The sequence below is a fragment of the Enterococcus sp. C65 genome (assembly GCF_040887165.1).
Taxonomy (GTDB): domain Bacteria; phylum Bacillota; class Bacilli; order Lactobacillales; family Enterococcaceae; genus Enterococcus_B; species Enterococcus_B hirae.
The window spans coordinates 423,030-443,887 of sequence record NZ_JBFOFG010000001.1; the positions used below are offsets into that span (position 1 = coordinate 423,030).

Consider the following 20,858-nt stretch of genomic DNA (forward strand, 5'->3'; position numbering starts at 1 on the left):
ATGTTAAACTACAGGATATTTATTTTTCAAATATAAATAAACAGGGATTCCGACTAATGTCAAAGCGATTCCGCTAAATGCTAAAAGTGTTTGTGTCAGTAACGTACTAACCACGATAAAAGCACCACCAAGAATGGCGATTAGCGGAATGATTGGGTATAGCGGAACTTTATAAGGCCTTTCAAGTTTTGGAGCTGTTTTTCTCAATATAATTACACCTACAAATACCATCGTATAAAAAATCCAAATCACAAAAACAAGCATATCCGTCAGCATATCAAATCCACCGACCATCATCATACCGATCGCAATCACTAGTTCCAAAACACCAGCAACCACTGGAATCTTCGTTCGATCGTTCAATTTTCCTAAGTGGTGACTGAAAGGTAACCGTTTTTCTTGGGCCATCACATAGGGCAGGCGCATCCCAGTAAGTGTATAGCCATTGATTGTTCCATAGACTGAAATCAAAATCCCGACAGTTACAAGTTTCCCACCTACGCCACCAAAAATCATGGTAGCCACTTCGCTAGCAGCATTACTGTAGCCACTGATTCCTCCAATCGAAGCTGTTTTTAAAAAGACAGTATTAACGAATAAATAAACAACCATAATCCCGATGATTCCTATAGAAATGGCTTTCGGTAAATCTTTTGCCGGTTTTTTTAATTCTCCTGCAATGTTTCCAACGTGAATCCAACCATCATAAGCAAACATTGTCGCTAACAAGCCCGCACCTAATGCTGAAAACAATGGCAGATCTTTTCCTGATTCTATGGGAAACAGCTGAAACTCTACTCCACCGCTGCGAAATAAGCCAAACAAGACGATGACTGCCAGTGGGATCAATTTACAGATTAAGGTAATGGATTGAAAAGTTCCACCAACTTTTGATCCTAAAAAATTGATCAGCATGATCGTCACAGCGGCTATAATAGCGATGGGGACAATCCATTGCTGTTCTAAGGCAAATAAGTTCACAAATTGTGTCCCAAAGATGATTGATAGTGCCGCTACATTTGCAGGAAAGTAAATCACAACTTGTGCCCAACCTAACAAAAAAGCAGCAGTCTGACCATAGGTTCGTTCGATATATTTGACCATACCACCTGTTTCGGGGATCGCTGCGGCAAGTTCTGCACCAGTTAAACCTGCACAGACGGAGATGATCCCTCCCAAAAACCAAGAAAGCATATGTAAACTAACTGATCCTGTAACTTCTGCGACACTCGCTGCTTTAAAGAATACTCCCGCTCCAATCACTGTTCCCATCACAGTCGATAAAGCAGTAAAAAAGCCCATCGTTCGCTTTAGTTCGACTTTGTTTTTTTCAGCCGATACTTGGTTACGTTCCATCGCTTATCCTCCCTTTATCGTAAACTCCCCACCACTCGATCGGAAGTTTACGATAAACTATAGTAATTAGACTGTTGCTGTCAATTTCTCTTGCAACTTGGTCAACATATCTTGAGTCATTTTATCTAGGTCGTAACGTGGTTGAAAGCCCCACTCTTTTTGCGCACAACTAATATCTAATGAATTTGGCCAAGAGTCTGCGATCGATTGTCGCACTGGATCAACTGCATAGTCCATTTCAAAATCAGGAAACACTTTTTTGATTGACGCTTTGATTTCTTCTGGTTCAAAAGACATCGCAGAGATATTGAATGCATTGCGATGAACTAAATTTTTAGGATCAGCATTCATCAACTGAACAATCGCCTCAATGGCATCTGGCATGTACATCATGTCCATAGCTGTACCACGATCAATAAAGCACGTGTATTTCCCTTCTTTGATAGCTGAATAATAAATATCCACTGCATAGTCCGTTGTCCCACCACCAGGTAAAGTTTTATAAGAAATCAATCCTGGGAAGCGTACACCTCGTGTATCTACGCCATACTTTGTATAATAGTAATCACACAAAAGCTCGCCTGCGACTTTTGTCACGCCATACATTGTTGTTGGTCGTTGGAGTGTATCTTGAGGAGTCTCATCTTTTGGTGTATTAGGTCCAAAAGCGCCGATTGAACTTGGCGTGAAGAATTTTAACTTAAATTCTCTTGCGACTTCCAGCGCATTGACTAACCCAACCATATTGAGGTCCCAAGCGAACTTTGGTTTTGCTTCAGCGACAGCTGATAAAAGCGCTGCTAAATGAATCAAAGTATCTACTTGATATTTTTCGACTAACGCTCGCATTTTTTCGTAATCCACGACGTCTAAAATTTCAAATAGTTCACCATCTTCTAGCTTTTCAGGCATACGAATATCCGTTGCGACAACATTTTCATTACCCAAATCTTCCCTTAAACGTAAAACTAATTCCGATCCGATTTGCCCAAGGCAGCCAGTAACTAATACTTTTTTCATACAAACACTCCTTTTTAGTTCATTTTCACTATCTATTAAAAATAAATGCTACCTACATTCCATTAACGAGCAAAATATAAAAAAGGTGATTCTTCGATTTTCACAGAAACACAACCGAAATGCCCTATCCTATGATCTTCTTTCACTTAGATTTCAGGCGAGATCGTTTCTCTTAAATCAAATGATGCCCATTTCATTTCCGACTTTTTGGTAAATCGCTACAGCATGATCGAGCATTTCTTTGGTATGAGCTGCAGTTGGCATATTACGAACACGACCTGTTCCCAATGGTACGGTTGGATAAACGATTGGTTTCACATATAGTCCATTTTCAATCAACTTTTTAGAAAATTGTTGTGTTAGACTCTCATCGCCAAGTATCACTGGAGTGATTGGTGTTTCCGACACGCCGATGTCATACCCGATTTTTTTCAGTTCTTCTTTGAAATAAATGGCATTTTCCCAAACTTTTTCGACTAATTCTGGATGATCTTGCATCAGTTGAATCGATGCTAGAGCAGCGCCAGCAGCACCTGGTGTAAGTGATGTTGAAAACAAGAAAGGACGTCCTCGTGATTTTAACCAGTCGATCAACGATTTAGATCCTGCGACATAGCCACCAACGACACCGATTGCTTTAGACAATGTACCCATTTGCATGTCAATTTTCTGTTGGAGACCAAAATGCTTCACTGTGCCGGCTCCTTTTCCCATCACTCCAGAACCATGGGCATCATCCACATAAGTAATCAACCCGTATTTTTCGGCAATTGGGATCATATCGGGTAAATTAGCTACATCGCCATCCATTGAAAAAACACCGTCTGTGATATACATGATTTTGTTATATTTCCCACTATTTACCGCTTCTTTTGCTTTTTCTTCTAGATCGTTCATATCTTGATGCTTAACACGAATGATTTTGGCACCAGAGAGGCGACATCCATCGATGATCGAAGCATGATTCAATTCATCTGATAAGATCGCATCCTCCTTAGTCATAATGGCTGAAATAGCTCCCATATTACAATTGAAGCCTGATTGAAAAGCAATCGCTGCTTCTGTACCTTTAAATTCTGCAATTTTATTCTCTAATTCTTGATGGATACGTAATGTGCCATTAATTGTTCGGACAGCACCTGCGCCGACACCATAGCGATTCGTTGCGTCGATACACGCTTGTTTCAGCTCCACTCGATCAGCAAACCCCAAATAATTATTCGATGCTAGATTGATCAAATTTTTCCCTGCTACCTCAATGATCGCACCATTTGCACCTTCAAGGATATCAATCGTGTTGTATAGTCCCTTTTCCTTCAATAAAGCCAGTTCCTGTTCTAAATAAGTTGACAATACTTCAGAAGACATGTCTCCACCCCCATTTTTCTAACCTTCAAGGTTGAGGAACGAATATGCAGCCTTTCATTCCTGTTTATAAGTATACCTTTTCTGATAGCGCTTACACAAATTATGAGAGTTATTTAACTGAGTATTTTCTTACATAACAAAACAATCGGTACTCCACTAACGAAATATTTTTTTACTTATTTTAGTAACTAGCATTATTTTTAAGAGGATCACATCTAGATGATATCAACCCTTAACTTAATCAACTTTCCAATAAATATTCCATATATTCTGAATTTTCCGCCATTAGTTAGCCTTGTTTTTTGTTATGAAATAAAAAAACGAATATTCTATTTGTATATTAGATTCTTTTAATGTTTGCTTCTCTAGCTATATATTACTTGGTCCAAGGCGCTTACCTGTAGCTATTTTAAGAAGTCTTTCTCCCAACACAAAAAACGTTCCTTATGGTCATCAGTTACTACTCATGACCACAAGAAGAGACTGAGACAAACCTTGCCTCAGTCTCTTCTGGTCTATCTAAAATCGAATAAACGGTGTTCAAAGAGCTGACCTTCGGCGATAAGTCAAAAAATCTCAAAACATGGGAAGCTGTTTCGAGATTTCCATCCTTAATGCTCCTGCGATTACTCGTCGCAGTTTTTACTTGGTGAGCGCTCAGGTCAAAACACTCTTTTCACGACCTCTTGTTCACGGTGAGACAAAAGTAGCATCTTCGGAAAATTTGCCGAAATTTACCAAAAATTTGAGAAGCACCAAGTAGGTAACAATCAACATCAAAAACGAGTTTTTGTGTTTCTTGTCAATTTTCGGAAATTCCTTCTTATTTCTTGATGCTAAACACTTTTGTCTCAACCTCCTGTTGCCAACCAGCTTTCGGGAGTAAAATCAGGGTCTCCTACTGACCATTCATTGAAGAATTCATCAATAAATTCCCGCATAAAGGCTTCTCGTCGTTTTGCTTCCTTTATACCATATGGGGTGTTCATCCTATCTGGTAATAAGAACAATTTTTCGTAAAAATGATTGATCACAGTAGACCCTTTGCGATAATCTTTTTTATTTTGATAATTGATTGGGTGCCTACTTTCATCAAAAATGGGATGGCCATGTCCACCACCAAAATAAGCCGTACGCAAAATACCAATTGCTCCTAAGGCTTCAAGACGATCTGCATCTTGAACAATTTTTCCTTCAATAGGTAATGCCATTTCTTCACCTGACAACCCTTTTGAAAAAGACAGGTTTTCAATAATCAAAAAGATTGATTCAATGGTTGCATCTGATAGCTCTAAACGTTGCAAAAATTGATGTAACTCTGCTTTGGCTTTCGTTTCATCGGCTACTACTTTATCATCGATCGTATCATGCAAATAAGCAGAAGCAAGGGTAATCAATGGATCAGCTTGCGGTTCAGTTGCTAAAATTTTCTCTGCTAATTTAACGACTCTTACCGTATGATCAATCCCGTGTCCAGTTTGATCCATTGCTAATTGCTTGAAACTGTAATCAGCAATTTCCTGCAGTTTCTCCATTTATTTTCCTTCTTTCTCGCTACTGAATTCAGCTACTTGATAGACCGAAAAATAGATTTTTTTCATGTAATCGATCAAATACTGCGGATTTAGCACCTCACCGGTTGCATCCTGAATCAATTGCGTTGGTTTTCTAGATGCACCATATTGATGGATCTTTTCTTTCATCCATTCTTTGATTGGTCGATAATCATCGGATGCTAACACTTCATCGATCGAAAGCTCTTTTTCTAATGCGTGAAGCAGTTGCGCAGCATACATATATCCTAAAGCATAAGATGGGAAGTAACCAAAACTAGCTCCTGACCAGTGGACATCTTGCAAGATTCCTTCTAAATCATTCGCAGGTCGTACCCCTAGATATTCTTCATACTTTTGATTCCAAATAGTTGGTAACTGAGCCACGTCCACCCCTTCATTGAAAATCATTTTCTCAATTTCATAACGAATAATGATATGCAATGGATAGGTTAAACTATCTGCTTCAATTCGAATCAAGCTTGCTTGGGTTTGTTTCAGCGATCGATAAAAGTCAGTAAATGAAATATCATCGAATGTTCCTTCTGCACATTGTTGGAAAAATGGATATTGTTTTTCCCAGAAACTTCGATTGCTACCAATGATGATCTCATTGAACAGTGATTGAGATTCGTGGATTCCCATCGAAGTACCTTGGTAAATCGGAGTATAAGCAAATTTTTCGTCAATATCTTGCTCATACATTCCATGACCAGCTTCATGGATCACGCCAAAGACTGCCATTTTAAAGTCATGTTCATTCCAACGAGTCGTAATACGTGCATCATTATGATTGATCCCGATCATAAAAGGATGGATTGTGTCATCTAAACGTCCTCTTGAGAAATCATAACCTAACTGTTCAATCACGCCTGTGACAAACCTTTTTTGTTGGGCTTTAGTCATTTTTCGAGAAAGAAAAGAGGTATCTGGTTCATGACCTTTTTCTGCTAAGGTTTTTCTAATTTCCATGATCCCTTCTTTTACTTGTTGGAAAACACGATCTAAGATTTCAACAGACATCCCTGGTTCATATTGGTTGAGTAACACATCATAATCAGTTACTTCGTCTTTTTTCCAATAGGGTATCAACTGTTTTGTTAACTCAATATTTTTAGTCAATGCTTCTTGAAAGTCCGCAAAATTTTTCGTTTCACGAGATTGCTGCCATTGCACCTGTGCGGTAGAAGTTGCTGCTGTCAATGCAGTCATCAATTCTTCAGGAACTTTATATTCAAGTTCATAGTCTTCTTTGACCTTCTCAAACACGATTTTTCCCGTTTCAGATAATTCATTGGGATGTTCAGAAAAATATTGGATGGCTTCTTTGATCTTAGGTCCAATTTTCTTTGAGAAATAAAGACTATAAAGATAACTATTGACTTCACTACGATCCTCACTCGCTTTTTCTGGCATACCCGTTTGGATATCCCAATCTAAAATGCCCAAAGTTTGTTGCAAGAGATTGATTTCTTTTAGTTCTTTCATCAATTCTTTTTCATTCATCATTTATTCCTCCATCCATCCCATATAATTTTAAATCGTTTTGTCTTTTCTTGGTGGCCGCGTTCCCCAGTATTGGAAGAGATCAGTCCGTAAAGCTCCGTTATACAGTTTACGTTTTTTAGTAGCTTTTTGCCCATAATACTCTTCAAAAGTAAGATCACTTGTCAAAATATACTTACTCCATGTCTTTAATGGACGGAAAACATCGCCCATTTCTTCATACAAGCGACGAACCGTTTCTTCTTCACCTAAACGCTCTCCATAAGGCGGATTCGCGATGATTACGCCGTATTCTTTATCCGTTTTGAAATCTTTGACTGCTTGTTGTTTAAACGTGATTGAAGAGCCTAAGCCAATTTCTTCCGCATTCGCTTTAGCAATTTCGATCATCCGCCCATTGATATCAGAACCTGTGATATCGAGTTCAATATCATAGTCTGCTTGCTCTTCTGCCAATGCTCGAACATTTTCCATAACATCTTTACTAAACCAATCCCATGATTCACAAGCAAATTCACGATTAAATCCTGGTGCAATGTTGTGTCCAATCAAGGCAGCTTCGATGCAGATCGTACCAGAACCACACACTGGATCATAAAACGGACGATCTTTTCGCCAATTTGTCAACATCACTAAAGCGGCTGCCATGTTTTCTTTCAACGGTGCGCCACCTTTTTCCAAACGATATCCCCGTTTGAACAAACTAGGACCAGTTGTGTCTAGTGTGATCATGACATGATCTTTTAGTAAAGCGACTTCTAATTGAAAATGTGCGCCTGTCTCCGTTAATGGAACAGATGCCGGACGGTGATAATACTTACGCAATCGTTCAACGATCGCTTTTTTAGTGATCGCCTGACAATCAGGTGTACTATAAAGCTTAGACTTGATTGATTTTCCTGCAACCGGAAATTCAGCATCTAAAGGTAGAAAGTCTTCCCAAGGTAATGCTTTAACTTTCTCAAATAGTTCATCAAAGGTAAACGCATCAAATTCCCCAACAACGATCTTTACCCTGTCAGCTGTTCGTAACCATAAATTTGCTGTAGCGATCGTTTCCATCGTTCCTTTGAAACGTGCCCGTCCATTTTCAACTTGACAATCAATGCCTAAGTCACGTAGTTCTTTTCCAACAAGGGCTTCTAACCCACTTGCAGCCGTTGCCACAAGATTAAATTCTCTAGTCGTATCCATACTTATCTCCTTATAAGAAAAGCTGAACGTGGTCGTCCAGCTTTTTGTAAAATCAAACCGAAAAATGAATCAGTATTTTTTTCATACTTGTCTCTAAATTGCCATTCTTCACTCGTTCATTTTTGTGTTCCTGAACAAACAAGCCATTTATTGAATGGTATAAATCAGTGGTGACACTCTAATGTTAAAAAAAACCTTCACAACATGGTTGGAAGGTATTCCCTGTTATATTGCGGTTTTCTGTAAGCCATGTTCTGTACACTACTTTTCCAGGGAGAAAAAGCAATGTGGTAACCATCTATCTGCAGTTAACCTGCCTTTTTGTCTCGTTCTTAATTCCCAACAAAAAGCGCCCCTACCATTGTTTGGGTTGCTCGCTCGAGGGGTTTACCGCGTTCCACCGAATAAGTTTCCCTATCCGCTTCGTCACTGTGGCACTTTCAAGGATACTTAAGCATAGTTAAAAACCTTAGCTTGTTTTCCTGCCGTTACTCTAATAGAGCACCTTAGCTTATTGTTTCGCTAAGCACGAACACTACAGGCATCACAGCCTGTGCGAGCATGGACTTTCCTCAGCCTGATCATGTCAGACCGCGATTACCCAAAAACCGCAATGTATCATCAATCTTAGAATTGACGTGTCTTTTCGTTATCATCGTCACTTGCATTTGTGTAGTTGTTTGGGTTAGGTTGGGAAACATTCACTGTTGATGATTGTTGATCCAATTTTTTTCCAAATACTTCACGTTCAAGATTTGACAAACGTTTCAAGATATCGAAATTTGTGACTGCTGCACTTTTCGGTGTTTCAACTTGTTGAACACGCGTTTGTGCTGCTCCTTGTGTTTTTGATAATTGTGCTACTTTGGCACTTAATTTATCATTTTCTTCTTGTAAAGCAAGGAGTTTTTTGCTGTAAGTTTCATAATCTTTGATGATATTGTCTAAGAATTCATCCACTTCGATGGGATCATAGCCACGCATCTTTGTTTTGAATTCTTGTTGTAAAATGTCTTTAGGACTATAAACCAATTCCGCCATATTTACACCTCTAGTTTTCATTTACATAATAACAGTTTCTACCTATATCATTGTATCGGAAATAACTTGATAAATCAAACACTATCTGAATTATTCACTGAAATTTTGTAAATCATCCATACTGACTAGCCGAATTTCATAAGAATGATCCTGTTGATAGGTTTGCGCCTCTTTCAGAAAATACTGGGTTTTCCCTGGAAACTCAGGATCATAAATTAATAGACAGCCATCGGTATGGTCAAGTAAAAAACGCGTGTGGTTTCTTAATTGGCTAGGCGACTGATAGGCTTGATGGCTAACTGCTTCAACGTAGTCTGCTAACTGTTCTGCCATTCTTAACTTTTCTTGATTATTCTCATTCCAATTATTTCCAAACTCTTTGAATGGATAGATGATCCCCAACTTTAACTCAGGGTATTCCTGCTTTAATTCAGCAACTACTTCCGTGACCCATGTTTCTATACCCAAGTTTCCACTAGTAAGAACCCATTCAAGTCCTTCTTCGACTAATTGCTGTATCTCTTTTTTTAAGACTTTTTTAATAACCGTTATTTTAGGGTCATTTTCCTTAAAAACCCCAAGTTCAAAACTTCGATAACCGGAAATATACATCACTTTTAATCGGTCCATTTGAGTTTCCTTTTCTTTCTTGATTCTTTTTTGCTATAATGTTGGCTAGGAGTGTGATTAAAATGGTTTTACGCTATCCAAACGGCCAACCCTATCATAAGAATGCCTCTTTAAAGGAAAAAGTTCAAGAAAAAAGAGAATCAGCCATTGAATTTGGCAATCGAGGGATGCGTTTTGAAGAAGCAATTAACGAAAGTAACCAGTATTACTTAGCGCACCAAGTAGCTGTTATCCATAAAAAACCAACCCCCATTCAAATTGTTAAAGTAGATTATCCTCGACGTAGCGCCGCTGTTATTAAGGAAGCTTATTTCTCACAGGCCTCCACAACAGATTATAACGGTGTATATCGAGGTTTCTATTTGGATTTTGAAGCGAAAGAAACAAAGAATAAGACATCTTTTCCCTTCAAAAATTTCCATGCGCATCAAATTGACCATATGGAAGCTTGTCTAAAGCAACAAGGAATTTGTTTTGTCCTATTATGGTTTTCTACGTTGAAGCGTTGCTTTTATTTAGATAGTACTTATCTGATCGATTATTGGCATGCGCAAAATGATCAGGGGAAAAAGTCGCTTCCGCTTTCATTGATCGAAAAAATAGGGATCGAGATCCAAACAGGTTTTTCGCCACGTATCCCTTATCTAAAAGCGGTAGATCAATACTTATCAACATTAACTATCGAAGGAGATCGCAAGAATGGCAAATGAGCAAACAAGAACTTCCAGACGAAACAGTCCCTCTTCTTCTAAAAAGACGAGTCAAACAAGAAATAAAACCTCTGGCAAAGGTTCCGGGCATAAGAAGCGTGGGCTTTTCATCCGTATCATCTTGATTTTATTTTCTTTGATTTGTATCGCTTTCCTAGCCGGTGTCGGATTATTTTGGTTTTATGCAAAAGATGCTCCAAAATTAACGGACACTGCATTAGATGCGACTGTTTCTTCTAAACTTTACACACAAAATGGCGAATTATTTGAAGATTTAGGAGCAGAAAAAAGAGAAAAGATTACCGCAAACGAATTGCCGAAAACGTTAGAAAACGCCATCGTTTCTGTTGAAGATCGTCGTTTCTATAAACATATCGGGATCGACCCAGTTCGGATCGTCGGCTCTGCACTTTCTAACTTTACTTCTGGAGGACTTCAAGGTGGTAGTACATTGACCCAACAATTGATTAAGCTCTCCTACTTCTCTACCAACGCTTCAGATCAAACCTTGAAACGAAAAGCACAAGAAGCTTGGTTAGCTGTAAAATTAGAACAACAAAAATCAAAACAAGAAATATTGACTTACTATGTGAACAAAGTCTATATGTCCAACGGATTATACGGAATGGAGACGGCAGCAGAAAATTATTTTGGTAAAAGATTACCAGAACTTTCATTACCACAGACTGCTTTGTTAGCTGGAATGCCACAAGCGCCTTCTGCCTATGACCCATACCAATATCCAGAACAAGCCAAAAAACGGCGAGATACTGTTTTATATACCATGTTACAAAACAAGAAAATCTCTCAATCAGAATATGATGCTGCAGTGAATACACCAATCGATGATGGTCTTCAAGAGATGAAAAAAGAAGATGATAATTCAAAAATCGTTGATAATTATGTCAAAGAAGTCATCAATGAAGTTCAAGAAAAAACGGATAAAAATGTATTTACTGATGGATTGGATATCTATACTAACTTAGATCTAGACGCACAAAAACATCTTTATGATATTGTCAACACTGATGACTATGTCAACTATCCTGATGATGAAATGCAAGTTGCTTCTACGTTGATCGATGTCAATACTGGTCAAGTAAAAGCACAAATTGGCGGTCGCCATATTGCAGAAGATGTCACACTAGGTATGAACTTAGCTGTTAATACTTCTCGTGACTTCGGTTCGACAATGAAACCAGTCACAGATTATGGCCCAGCTTTTGAATATCTAAAATACTCTACAGGAAAAACGATCAGTGATGCTCCTTATAACTTTGAAGGAACCTCAACACCAGTAGGCAACTGGGATAACCGCTTTATGGGGACGATCACCTTAAGACAAGCCTTGTATCTTTCCAGAAACGTTCCAGCTGTCAAATTGTTCAATGAAGTCGGCGCAGATAAAGTTAGCACCTTTTTAAAAGATCTTGGAATTGAATATAGTACGATCCATCAATCAAATGCGATTTCAAGTAACACAGAAAAACAAGACGGCACAAAATATGGCGCTTCTTCCTTAAAAATGGCGGCTGCCTATGCTGCTTTCGCTAATGGAGGAACGTATTATAAACCACAATATGTCAATAAGATCGTCTTCCAAGACGGCACAGAAGAAACGTTCGATCCCGATGGTAATACAGCTATGTCTCCAGAAACAGCCTATATGGTCACAGATATTTTAAAAGATACATTAACAAAAGGAACTGGGACGAATGCGTTGATTCCTGGATTATACCAAGCTGGGAAAACCGGGACTTCCAACTATACGGATGATGAGTACGCAAAATTAGGAACTTCTAGCGGTGTGTATCCTGATATTTTATTTGCTGGTTATACACCAAACTACGCCATCTCAGTATGGACCGGTTATAACAACAAAATGACACCTGTCACCTCCGCTTCGTCTCATGTTGCTTCTGATGTTTATCGAGAATTAATGAAATATGTATCATCTAGCGTCACAAATAGCGATTGGCAAATGCCTAGCGGTCTGGTAAGATCTGGCGGTGAATTATACTTTACCGATCAACTCAAGAAAACACCAAGTACGACGATCCCTTCAACAACGGTGCCATCTTCATCAGTGACACTGGTACCTGAAAGTTCGACACCGGTATCTTCTTCGTCGGAATCGACAGAAACTTCAACAACTGAGTCATCTGCCGAATCTTCGACATCGGTAGATAGTTCAAGTGAAAAAAATGATTCAAGTAGTTCAGCTGAAACGCCAGAAAATAGCAGCAGTAGTCAAAGCTCTTCATCTTCGGCAACTCCTGAGTCATCCACGACACCACCAGCGCAAACACCTCCGGAGAACAATGCACAGTCCGGACAGTCCTCTAGTCGTTCAACGTCTTCTGGCACATAACAAAAAAGGAAGTTGAGAAAAACCTCAACTTCCTTTTTTTATCTTTTATTTTACGTTCAATGTTTTTTCTTTCATTCTGTTTTTTCCATCTTGACACATATCTAACAAGGGGCAAACTTCACACCGTGGACTTCTTGCCGTGCAATGATAACGACCAAAAAATATTAAAGTGTGGTGAGTCTTGACCCATAATTCTTTTGGTACTTTGCGCATCAGCGTTTCTTCTACTTCCAACACCGAGGCATTCAACTTACAAATCCTTAAACGTTTTGTTACTCTCTCGACATGAGTATCCACAGCAATTGCTGGTATACCAAAAGCATCACCTAAAACGACATTCGCTGTCTTTCGTCCAACTCCTGGAAGAGAAATCAATTCTTCTCTAGTTTGAGGAACTTGACCTGAAAAGCGATCCATCAATTGTTGGGCACATGCTTTGATATTTTTTGCTTTATTGCGGTAAAGACCAATCGTTTTGATCTTAGGGATAATGTCATCAATCGGAGCCGCAGCCAACTTTTCAGGAGTTGGAAAAGCTTCAAAAAGAGCTGGAGTCGCTTTATTAACTGAGACATCGGTTGCTTGAGCACTGAGTATGACAGCAATCAACAGTTCATAAGGGTTTCGATGTTTTAATTCACCATGTGCTTCTGGGAACATGTCGTACATTTTTGTCAAGGCTTCCATTGTTTTTTGTTTACTTAACATATTATTCCTCCAGCCAATTTTTCAACGTAACTTTTGGCAAGGCTTCTGGTTGTGCGTTAGTGGTTTCCACTTCTTTTTGTAACATTTGTTGTTTTCGTCTTTTTTGATCTTCTTCTACTTGTTGCTTCGTCTTTAAATTTTTACGTTCCCAAGACAACAAGATTCGATCCACATAGTTAAAACTATACGCTTGATTCAAAACAGCCTCACGTAAAGCAAGTTTCAGAATTTCCGGTTGATAATGATCTTCTTCTAACCATTGACCGATCCGTTGAAATTCGATGGCTGACAATGGGCGACCAAATTCCTGTTCAAATAACTGATAAACAGACTGCACCATTTTTTCTTGACTTAAATCAGCTTGTTTTTGATTTTGACTTTCCAAAAAATTCCCTAAAATTTCATATATAGGATATAGATTGTAACGATCAGCTTGCTTACCATCAATTGTTGCTGTTTCAATTTTAATAAACCCATTACTGATCAAGTGATTTAAAATTTGATAGATACGCTCTTGTTTGACACCCATATCCAACGCAATCGAGTGTAAATCTGGGAAAAAGTCTCCTTCGAGTTGCGCCCTTTGCAATTGCAAAATAAATAAAAACTCTTCTGCTTGTAATCCGATACGATGATAATTTTTTAACAACAAGTTTGATATCGTTGTTTGACCCGCTTTTAAATAATTTTCTAAGTTCAACATGATTTTTCCCTCACTTCAAATCCAGTATACGGAAAAAGCTTGTTCGAGGCAAGGTAGCTTTCCTTTACTTCTATTTGTTTTTTATTTTTTGTTTCACTTTTTCACTTTTCGGAATAAATATAACATTCTCTCTATCAAAGAGCATCTGCCGTCGCAAAAAAAGCCAGGTCTCCCAATCATCATTCGATTGAAAAACCTGAACTTTTTTTAAATGATTAGAGAACTGCTTATTTATCTTCTTCCGTTTGCAAGACGTAAGGTTCTCCTTCATAAGTATACTCCGTATTGATTGTTCCGTCGTTTTCATCTGAATAAACGCGACGACTGAATGGGAAACGATGGGAATTGCCATCTTTCGCTACTTCCCCACTCATTAGATAATAATCCTCTTGTGTTTCATTCAATTGATTGATTACTTGATCTGCTAATTGATCGATATTGATCGTTTCATCTTTTGCTTCTTTTTTATAATCATCCAGAAATGCTGCTTGTTGTACAAAATATTCTTTTTCCATTATTTGATTGCTCCTTCGTTATCGTTTGACATGATTTTCATCATCCTATATTTATTTTGTCAGAAAACGAATTGAAAGACAACTTATAGCTTTTATGTCTAAGAATTAAAAGAATACTTTATCTCAAAATAATATTAAATTTTGTCTACTTTGTTATCTATGTGCTTATTTAGACCTAAATTTTTTCAAACTACTTCCTCACTTATCCCCTTACAAACCTAGGCATATTAAAAAGACGCTATTTTTTAAATATAGAAAACAGTAATTTTTCAAATTATTTCATTCAATTGATAGACTTGACTATCTATATACTTTCACTTGGATTTGACATCCATTTTACTGTAATAATCAATACAATCGTTTTTTTTGTTATTGCTGACGCTCAGATTTTTATCATCTGATGTCAGTTGTTTTCTTGTATGTAATTCATTTTTCACACTAGCATTTATACTAGCATTTCTTGTTAAATGATGAAGATTCTTACGGATATTTTCTTCATCAAGTATTCCTTTTAAAATCTCCCCCAAGTTTGGTAATTGCCTTTTTGACGAGGTGAACACCTTAAAATTATCAAACGATTGACTTTTTTTGAAAGTAAGCGGCGAACTTGAGTCGTTGATTATACTATTGGTAAAACTTGCTGTAAATTCTCCCTGAGAGTATTCCAAAAAATAATAGGGGTTTTCAGCAATTCTTTTTTCTCGTTGTTCTTTAAGCTCTAAATAAACGTTATATAGATGAGTCAACGCACTGACTTGTTTTTTATTAAATCTCGCTTCTTTTATAAAAGCTTCAAGTAACATCTTACGATTATCTCTGGTATTTCCTACCTTTGGCTTAATTGTTCTACTTTTTAATTCTACTGGTAGTTTTTTTAACCCAGTAGCTATTGTCTCTTGAAAAATAGATTTCTGACTGTTGTAGAGAACGACTCTAAAAGTCCCAAAAAGTTCTTTAACCGTACAATTTGCCATTCCATTATATCCCCTCATACTAAGGTTGAGGTATGTAGGGTCTATTTTTTCTTCGCCTAATTGCTGAATAACTTTTGCTGTATTGCAACGACTATCTTTGTGATGTTCAAATTTTGTCTGGAAAATGATTTTACTTAAAGTACTTAATTTTTCTGGAAGAATCGTTGTGAATACACCTGATGGACGATCACTGTTCGTATCTTCCAATTTATCAATCATCGCTACTAAATAATGTCCTTCTTTTCTATAAAGGATTAATCCAAATACATGATCCTGAATTTTTTTAGTGATATATGCTGGAAAAATTATAAAATCTGTTGGATCATCTTTTTTCATGTTTTCCATCATTTGCTGTAACTCTTTGGGATTTTTCATTTCATAAAATTTAATCGTTCTTTTCAAGGAATCAATGATTGCTGGTTTTTTCTCTCGGTCAATCAATGCTTCCTGTTCATCATTTTCAAGCATTTTAATAAAAGTTGAGAATAACAATTGATAATTTTTTTTTCCTTCTTCACCGACTGCTTTAAAATCTCCTGCATCAGCCAACCCATAAGCTAGTGCCAACAACATATAAGATCGTTCAAACAAGTTCATAACATCACTCCTGATTAGAATAGTTGAATTTTATCATATAAAAAAGAAACAAAAGAATCTTTTTTTCTTATCTTTAGAAAAAAAGATTCTTTTGTTTCGATAATACCCGTTGATACCTTTACGTAAAAAAAGAGAGACTGGGACAAAAGTTGTCTCAGTCTCTTCTAGTATCTCTAAAAAACGAATAAACAATGTTCAACCATTCGCTGATTGCTTATTGCGCAGTTTCGATTTCGCCCAATGCAGCTTGTGCCAATAGGTTCAAGTAGTTCCATGGACGGTCAAAATGAGGTTGGAAGAAGAAATCAGATAGCGCTAGATCTTCAACGGTCATTTTATTTTGAACAGCCAGTGACATCGTATTTGCTGATTGAGTGATATCATATTTCGACATGAATTGGGCACCGACAATGCGGTTTGTCCCTTTTTCATAAACCAATTCCATCATCACTTTTTCATTTGTTGGCATGAATTCTGGACGATAATTGTCTTCAAAGACCGTTGCTTGGACTTCTAAATTATTCATAGGTGCGCTCTCTTTTGTCACCCCTGTTGAACCAATCGTCCAACCAAATAGGTAAAGTCCAGACGTTCCTTGCGTTCCACGATACGCCATTTTATGTTCAGTCAAGTTATTTCCTACTAACAATCCTTGACGAACTGCGTTAGTTGCCAAAGGAATATAATTTTGGGTACCACTTGGGTTATAACTTACTACAGCAGAATCCCCTGCAGCAAAGATATCTGGATCACTTGTTTGCATGTATTCATTAACTTTGATGGCTCCATTAGGTAACGTATCAACTTTTCCATCAACTAATGTCGTATTTGGTCTAAAACCAACACATAAGATGACCATGTCCGCGTCAAAAGTTTCTTTAGCAGTTGCTACTTGTTTCACTTTACCCTCTTCATCCGCAATAAACTCAGAAACATTTTCACCTAATGCTAGAGTAACTCCACGGTCGACAAGTTCTTTTTCTAATACATCTGTGAATGGTTTATCAAGATATTTATTTAAAATACGATCTAAACCATCAATCAATGTAACTTGTTTACCAGATTCAACAAAAGCTTCGACTAATTCGATACCGATATAACCGCCACCTACGATGACCACCCGTTTTGCATCTTCTGCTTGTGCAATAATTTCATTTGCTTGGTTATAGTTTTTACATAACAAAATATTTTTTGATTCAATTCCTTTGATTGGCGGAATGATTGGCCAAGAGCCAGTAGTCATTACCAATTTATCATAAGAAACTGTTTCAACTTCACCAGTTTTTAGATCTTTGGCTGTCACAGTTTTCTTTTCAGTATCCACGTCAGTTACATCATGTTCCATTTTTACAGTTGCACCTAAAGAATGTAGTTCTTCAGGATTAGAATAGAATAAACCGGCTGGGTCTTTTACTACACCACCCACGTATAATGCGATCCCACATGATAAAAAGGAAATATTATCATTTCGCTCGTACACAGTAACATCCGCTTCTGGGTGATTTTTTAAGATACTTTTAACAGCTGCTGTACCCGCATGCGTGCAGCCAATTACTACAACTTTCATATGTGAATCCCTCCGATTAACGATTTGTCCTTCGACAAGTTTAAATATAGCAAAAATAAAACGGATACAACAGTTTAATGCTTGTGAATTCACAAATTCAACCTTGTTGTTTTCTGTTCATTCTCCTGCGCAATTGCTGATTAATCCACGATTTACTTGTGAAAACAAAAACATATACTATAACCTTTGTGAAAGAAAGAGAAAAAAATAAAAAAAAGTCAGTGATTTGTTTATCAAACTGACTAATTTTTTATTTTTTCATATTTTTATCAATACTTTCAGCAAACTAAATCGCTTGTTCTTTTTGACACTCAGGACAGCGACCATATAATTCCAAACGATGCTCATTGATCTCAAAGTTCGTCAATCGACCAGCTGCCATTTCGATATCCGCTAAATCAGGATAATGAAAATCGACGATCTTTCCACAATTTTCGCATATCACATGATAGTGACGTTTTGAACTAAAATCGAATCGACTAGATGAATCCCCAAATTTCATCTCTTGTACAAAGCCAATTGAAGTAAACAATCTTAAATTGTTATAAACTGTTGCCACACTCATATTCGGAAAACGATCTTCCAGAGCACGATAAATTTCGTCAGCAGTTGGATGTGAATGATGTTCAATCAGATACTCTAAAACTGCATACCTCTGAGGTGTGATCCGTATATTTTCCTTTTTCAATTTTTCGATTGTTTCTTCAACTAATAGTTTATTCTCCATTTTTAACACCCCGCGTTGTTATTCTCGTCCTATCATACTATTTTTACTTTTTAAAATCTACTTTTCATGAAAAGAAATTTCAAATTAATCATAATATTGCGAAAAAAGACGCAATCAAGGAAAAAATCTCCTTAATTACGTCTAAATGTTGTGGTAAGAATTCTTTACATTTCTTGATAAAGCGCTGTTGACAAATAACGTTCTCCGTTATCTGGGACAACCGCTAAGACTTTTTTCCCTTTACCTAACACTTTTGCTTCTGCCAAAGCAGCAGCAATCGCTGCGCCTGATGAAATGCCTACTAAGATTCCTTCTTTTTTTCCAACTTCTCTAGCAGTGGCTAACGCTTGATCCCCTGTTACAGAAACTACCCGATCATAGACGCTCGTATCCAAAGTATCTGGCACAAACCCTGTCCCAATTCCTTGAATTTTATGTGGTCCTGCTTCTTTCCCTTCTAAAATCGCTGATTCGGCTGGTTCAACTCCAATGATTTCAATTGCTGGATAGACTCGCTTCAACTCTTTACCAGCACCAGAAATCGTTCCTCCAGTGCCAATCCCTGCTACAAAAGCATCTAACCCATTCACACCAAACGCCTCTTGAATCTCATGTCCAGTTGTTTTCTCATGGATAGAAGGATTGGCTGGATTTTCAAACTGAAGTGGCAAGAAGTAGTCATTTTCCGCTGCTAAACGTTTCGCTTCTTTGATTGAGCCACTGATTCCATCCTTACCTGGCGTGAGCAGTAATTCAGCACCATAACCTTTCATCAATAAGCGTCGTTCGATACTCATCGTTTCTGGCATCACGATGATCACTTTATACCCTTTAGCTACCCCAACCATGGCTAATCCGATCCCTGTATTTCCTGAAGTCGGTTCGATGATTGTGTCTCCTGGCTTAAGAAGGCCATCCCGTTCTGCTTTTTCAATCATACTTAATGCAATCCGGTCTTTTACGCTACCACCAGGATTAAAAAATTCCAATTTCACATAAACTTCCGCTGAGTCTTCTGGAACCAAATGATTAAGCTTAACGATCGGTGTCTGACCAATCAATTCTGTAATCGAATGATAAATTTGTGTCATTTTAAGTTCCTCCTTAATATTTTCTTCTATTCAATGATAATACAACTAAGAAACTTCTGGCGAATAATTCGCCTTTTCAACGTAAAAAAACAGGAAAGCTGCGAAGAGCCTTTCCCGTTTTTATCACTTAATTTAACTAAACGTTTATTTCTTGTCCGACTAATAAGGAATAGTTAGACATCGTCATCCCATTTTTAGCCATTAAGTCATCAACTGACAAACCAAATTTCTGTGCGATATCCCATAAAGTATCGCCTGAAACCACTTTATAGGTCTGGCTACCACTTGATGAAGAGGTAGTTGACGTAGTAGTAGTCGTTGTGGTAGTACTTGTCGTCGTTGTGGTACCAGAAGAAGGCGTATCAAATCGGGTTAAATTATACGTATTAATCAATGAGTTCAATTTTGCTCCGTAACCCGGATCTGTTGCATAACGACCAGTTAGATATGCTGTCGCATCGTAAAAACTCGTGGTATTACTTTTCCAGACACCAGCATAATGATAGTCTCCAGTTGAAAAACTAGTTGAACGCAAAACGTTGGCATGATCTTGCAGAGATTCCCAATAAGAAGAATATTTACGGAAAGGTTCATTCATCGTGACCCATTGTCCATTAAGATATTCCTTTGTAGCCATATAAACGACTTGACCACTATAACTTCCTTTAACTCCGAATAAATTATAGTTTGGCGCACTTGCCAGGCTAGATGTGCCATAAGCACTTTCTAATAAAGCTTGGGCAATCATGACCGATGCATATAAATCATTGTTTGCAGCCACTTCAGAAGCTGCCCAACCGATTTGATTGATGAAAGCTTGTGGATCTGCAGTCGTTTGTGTGACCTGCTCATCTGCTCGTACATTTTGCGGTGCTGCTGTAACCATCATTGGCCCCACTAAAAGAGTTGTCCCCATCAAAGGAGCAATCGCTTTTTTATTGATCACCATGGTTCTTTTATTCTTTTGGTGTCGGGCACTGCGGGTTTTCAGCTCTTGCATTCGAATTCCTCCTCAAAAAAATAAAAAACTCTTGATAAAGTTTCCATCTTTAAACAATCTTAATTAATTAAATTATACTTTTAATTTATGGGAAACTCAAATCAATCTTTACTATTTTTCTTTTTGTAACACGAACGTAATGTTAAAGAAACATTAAGTAATATTAAACACGAATCATTATTCTAATTTTCTACTACAAAAAAAGAACATCTGAAAATAGTCTCCTT

The 20,858-nt window shown here is 37.6% G+C and carries 18 protein-coding genes and 1 other RNA gene; 2 read left to right on the top strand and 17 right to left on the bottom strand.

Annotated elements, in window-relative coordinates; genetic code table 11:
- Positions 1-3: 3 nt before the first annotated feature.
- The 9 genes from AB3I12_RS01825 to AB3I12_RS01865 all read right to left on the bottom strand — a co-directional run bounded on the left by AB3I12_RS01825 (position 4) and on the right by AB3I12_RS01865 (position 9,668).
- Complete coding sequence (locus AB3I12_RS01825; protein ID WP_063627070.1) at positions 4-1,356, bottom strand: APC family permease; 1,353 nt, start codon at positions 1,354-1,356, stop codon at positions 4-6.
- Between the two features lie 66 nt (positions 1,357-1,422).
- The gene (locus tag AB3I12_RS01830; protein WP_063627069.1) at positions 1,423-2,376 is read right to left on the bottom strand and encodes an L-threonine 3-dehydrogenase; all 954 of its coding nucleotides are present in this window, start codon (positions 2,374-2,376) and stop codon (positions 1,423-1,425) included.
- Positions 2,377-2,553: 177 nt separating this feature from the next.
- Positions 2,554-3,744, bottom strand: a complete 1,191-nt coding sequence (locus AB3I12_RS01835) for a glycine C-acetyltransferase (protein WP_034697827.1) — start codon at positions 3,742-3,744, stop codon at positions 2,554-2,556.
- 851 nt (positions 3,745-4,595) lie between these two features.
- Positions 4,596-5,279, bottom strand: a complete 684-nt coding sequence (locus AB3I12_RS01840; protein WP_063627068.1) for an HD domain-containing protein — start codon at positions 5,277-5,279, stop codon at positions 4,596-4,598.
- Positions 5,280-6,803, bottom strand: coding sequence for a carboxypeptidase M32 (locus AB3I12_RS01845; RefSeq protein ID WP_063627067.1), 1,524 nt, complete (start codon positions 6,801-6,803; stop codon positions 5,280-5,282).
- Positions 6,804-6,833: 30 nt separating this feature from the next.
- Complete coding sequence (locus AB3I12_RS01850) at positions 6,834-7,997, bottom strand: class I SAM-dependent RNA methyltransferase (protein WP_063627066.1); 1,164 nt, start codon at positions 7,995-7,997, stop codon at positions 6,834-6,836.
- A 238-nt stretch (positions 7,998-8,235) separates the two neighbouring features.
- An RNA gene (rnpB, locus tag AB3I12_RS01855) (RNase P RNA component class B) lies at positions 8,236-8,606 on the bottom strand.
- Between the two features lie 18 nt (positions 8,607-8,624).
- On the bottom strand, positions 8,625-9,038 hold the full coding sequence (gene gpsB / locus AB3I12_RS01860; protein WP_010719243.1) for a cell division regulator GpsB: 414 nt from the start codon (positions 9,036-9,038) through the stop codon (positions 8,625-8,627).
- 90 nt (positions 9,039-9,128) lie between these two features.
- Entirely contained in the window at positions 9,129-9,668 is a 540-nt protein-coding gene (locus tag AB3I12_RS01865) for a DUF1273 domain-containing protein (protein WP_063627065.1), read from the bottom strand.
- A gap of 62 nt (positions 9,669-9,730) precedes the next feature.
- On the opposite strand from AB3I12_RS01865, the gene recU reads away from it, so the two are divergent.
- Entirely contained in the window at positions 9,731-10,378 is a 648-nt protein-coding gene (gene recU / locus AB3I12_RS01870; RefSeq protein WP_010719245.1) for a Holliday junction resolvase RecU, read from the top strand.
- The gene (locus AB3I12_RS01875) at positions 10,368-12,749 is read left to right on the top strand and encodes a PBP1A family penicillin-binding protein (RefSeq protein ID WP_063627064.1); all 2,382 of its coding nucleotides are present in this window, start codon (positions 10,368-10,370) and stop codon (positions 12,747-12,749) included. Before recU ends, AB3I12_RS01875 begins: the two co-directional genes overlap by 11 nt.
- A 45-nt stretch (positions 12,750-12,794) precedes the next feature.
- Here the strand turns inward: AB3I12_RS01875 and nth are convergent, their stop codons facing one another.
- From nth to AB3I12_RS01915, 8 genes are all read right to left on the bottom strand, one after another.
- Positions 12,795-13,457 carry an endonuclease III gene (gene nth / locus AB3I12_RS01880; protein WP_010737512.1) on the bottom strand — a complete coding sequence of 221 codons (663 nt, stop codon included), beginning with the start codon at positions 13,455-13,457 and terminating at the stop codon, positions 12,795-12,797.
- Position 13,458: 1 nt separating this feature from the next.
- Entirely contained in the window at positions 13,459-14,160 is a 702-nt protein-coding gene (locus AB3I12_RS01885; protein ID WP_010737511.1) for a DnaD domain protein, read from the bottom strand.
- Positions 14,161-14,387: 227 nt separating this feature from the next.
- Positions 14,388-14,675, bottom strand: coding sequence for a DUF5960 family protein (locus AB3I12_RS01890; protein ID WP_010719249.1), 288 nt, complete (start codon positions 14,673-14,675; stop codon positions 14,388-14,390).
- A 314-nt stretch (positions 14,676-14,989) separates the two neighbouring features.
- Positions 14,990-16,198 carry a hypothetical protein gene (locus AB3I12_RS01895; protein WP_228011853.1) on the bottom strand — a complete coding sequence of 403 codons (1,209 nt, stop codon included), beginning with the start codon at positions 16,196-16,198 and terminating at the stop codon, positions 14,990-14,992.
- 262 nt (positions 16,199-16,460) lie between these two features.
- Positions 16,461-17,813, bottom strand: a complete 1,353-nt coding sequence (locus tag AB3I12_RS01900) for an NADH oxidase (RefSeq protein ID WP_010737508.1) — start codon at positions 17,811-17,813, stop codon at positions 16,461-16,463.
- Positions 17,814-18,099: 286 nt separating this feature from the next.
- Positions 18,100-18,540, bottom strand: a complete 441-nt coding sequence (locus tag AB3I12_RS01905; protein ID WP_010719254.1) for a Fur family transcriptional regulator — start codon at positions 18,538-18,540, stop codon at positions 18,100-18,102.
- Between the two features lie 164 nt (positions 18,541-18,704).
- On the bottom strand, positions 18,705-19,631 hold the full coding sequence (cysK, locus tag AB3I12_RS01910; RefSeq protein ID WP_010719255.1) for a cysteine synthase A: 927 nt from the start codon (positions 19,629-19,631) through the stop codon (positions 18,705-18,707).
- 136 nt (positions 19,632-19,767) lie between these two features.
- Positions 19,768-20,631, bottom strand: coding sequence for a glucosaminidase domain-containing protein (locus AB3I12_RS01915; RefSeq protein WP_063627063.1), 864 nt, complete (start codon positions 20,629-20,631; stop codon positions 19,768-19,770).
- Positions 20,632-20,858: the final 227 nt, after the last annotated feature.

Coding starts and splice junctions, on each gene's coding strand:
- AB3I12_RS01875 (WP_063627064.1), top strand. CDS start 10,368: ATGGCAAATGAGCAAACAAGAACTTCCAGACGAAACAGTCCCTCTTCT.
- gpsB (WP_010719243.1), bottom strand. CDS start 9,038: ATGGCGGAATTGGTTTATAGTCCTAAAGACATTTTACAACAAGAATTC.
- recU (WP_010719245.1), top strand. CDS start 9,731: ATGGTTTTACGCTATCCAAACGGCCAACCCTATCATAAGAATGCCTCT.
- AB3I12_RS01915 (WP_063627063.1), bottom strand. CDS start 20,631: ATGCAAGAGCTGAAAACCCGCAGTGCCCGACACCAAAAGAATAAAAGA.
- AB3I12_RS01825 (WP_063627070.1), bottom strand. CDS start 1,356: ATGGAACGTAACCAAGTATCGGCTGAAAAAAACAAAGTCGAACTAAAG.
- nth (WP_010737512.1), bottom strand. CDS start 13,457: ATGTTAAGTAAACAAAAAACAATGGAAGCCTTGACAAAAATGTACGAC.
- AB3I12_RS01845 (WP_063627067.1), bottom strand. CDS start 6,803: ATGAATGAAAAAGAATTGATGAAAGAACTAAAAGAAATCAATCTCTTG.
- AB3I12_RS01835 (WP_034697827.1), bottom strand. CDS start 3,744: ATGTCTTCTGAAGTATTGTCAACTTATTTAGAACAGGAACTGGCTTTA.
- AB3I12_RS01850 (WP_063627066.1), bottom strand. CDS start 7,997: ATGGATACGACTAGAGAATTTAATCTTGTGGCAACGGCTGCAAGTGGG.
- AB3I12_RS01890 (WP_010719249.1), bottom strand. CDS start 14,675: ATGGAAAAAGAATATTTTGTACAACAAGCAGCATTTCTGGATGATTAT.
- AB3I12_RS01900 (WP_010737508.1), bottom strand. CDS start 17,813: ATGAAAGTTGTAGTAATTGGCTGCACGCATGCGGGTACAGCAGCTGTT.
- AB3I12_RS01905 (WP_010719254.1), bottom strand. CDS start 18,540: ATGGAGAATAAACTATTAGTTGAAGAAACAATCGAAAAATTGAAAAAG.
- AB3I12_RS01865 (WP_063627065.1), bottom strand. CDS start 9,668: ATGGACCGATTAAAAGTGATGTATATTTCCGGTTATCGAAGTTTTGAA.
- AB3I12_RS01840 (WP_063627068.1), bottom strand. CDS start 5,279: ATGGAGAAACTGCAGGAAATTGCTGATTACAGTTTCAAGCAATTAGCA.
- AB3I12_RS01885 (WP_010737511.1), bottom strand. CDS start 14,160: ATGTTGAACTTAGAAAATTATTTAAAAGCGGGTCAAACAACGATATCA.
- AB3I12_RS01830 (WP_063627069.1), bottom strand. CDS start 2,376: ATGAAAAAAGTATTAGTTACTGGCTGCCTTGGGCAAATCGGATCGGAA.
- cysK (WP_010719255.1), bottom strand. CDS start 19,631: ATGACACAAATTTATCATTCGATTACAGAATTGATTGGTCAGACACCG.